The following is a 1,256-nucleotide window of genomic DNA, read 5'->3' on the forward strand; positions in this document are numbered from 1 at the left end:
ATGTCAGTTTGGTTAGTCATTGCTTATTCTCCTGTTAGTGGATTATAAGCAGTTACACAGTTTTTAGGAAACTCCCGTTAATCAAGCTATAGAAGTGAGTCAGTTTCTTAGTCATCGTTTTGGTGGCTTGGATACTGATTTTTTTTTGAAAATCTTAGTAAGAATTAATATCTTACAAAGAATTAAAACTGAGTGGTAGAGAAGCCGTTAGAACCTATTTAATTATTTTTATAACTAGGTGGGAACTTCTCTTTTCCATATATCCATAAGAACTTATCAATATCTTTCGCATTTTTTCCGTTAAGATTATAATACGTAATAAAATCTAAAATCACTTGGTGAAATTTTTTAAAACTCTTTAAATCTTTCTTCTTAAAGTCTGAAAAACTATCTCTTTCCTTGTAGGCGATGAGTGTCTTTTCTACGAAGCTGTCATATATAGAATAATCTATTTGGTTATGCCAATTGCAATACTTAGTAGCAAAAGAATAAAAATTGATTTCTTTATTATTCTTTTTAGTACGAATGTTATGTCCAGTAGCGATTTGATGTACAAGCTCCGGATTTCCTGCCTTTATGTTTTCATCGACATCACATTCTAATATATGCTGAGCCACCTTGAAAACACTATAAATGCTAGTGCTATATAGCTCATTAATCACACTGACCTTTAAAATAATATCTTCAAGAGAAGTGTTATTTGGAAATGCTTCGAACAGTTTTATTATTGCACTATCTCCATACTTGTACCTTTCATCTAATTCGAATTTATCTATATACTGCTTTATTAAATCTTCAGTAGGTTCATCTAGAAAATCATTATTCTTCATATTCTTTCTCATATCATTTGAATTTTTGAATCATAGGACTTTTAAGTTACAAATACGGACTTACCATAATTATTGCACTTAGCCTAATATTATTCCACAAGAGTCTAGAATTTTTTCATTTAATTCAACTTTCTTTGGCTAGATATTTAGGGCGTGTCTTCAATTCGATCAATAGACATCTAAATGGGTTAAAAACGGCTAAATCTTGCCAAATGGCGTCAAACAGCTGACTAATATCTCGATATTATCTGCGCTACTTTCCTTGTTTGACTGCGATTTATCTCATTTTTATTACCATTTTTAAAATGAAGACACGCCCTAGTAATCTCAAGTATATGTATTAATAAACTAGACCTCTTGCAAAAGTGGCAGAGGATTTTACAATAACTGATGCACTCACAACTGGCTGGAAACCATGCCAAACAT

1 protein-coding gene is annotated in these 1,256 nt (G+C 31.4%); it reads right to left on the bottom strand.

All coding sequences use genetic code 11. The features are described from left to right. Nucleotides 1-218 precede the first annotated feature (218 nt). On the bottom strand, nt 219-830 hold the full coding sequence (locus tag I3249_RS13025) for a hypothetical protein (RefSeq protein WP_134292834.1): 612 nt from the start codon (nt 828-830) through the stop codon (nt 219-221). Nucleotides 831-1,256: the final 426 nt, after the last annotated feature.

This window comes from Psychrobacter sp. Ps1, assembly GCF_022129425.1.
Taxonomy (GTDB): Bacteria; Pseudomonadota; Gammaproteobacteria; order Pseudomonadales; family Moraxellaceae; genus Psychrobacter.

Coding starts and splice junctions, on each gene's coding strand:
- I3249_RS13025 (WP_134292834.1), bottom strand. CDS start 830: ATGAAGAATAATGATTTTCTAGATGAACCTACTGAAGATTTAATAAAG.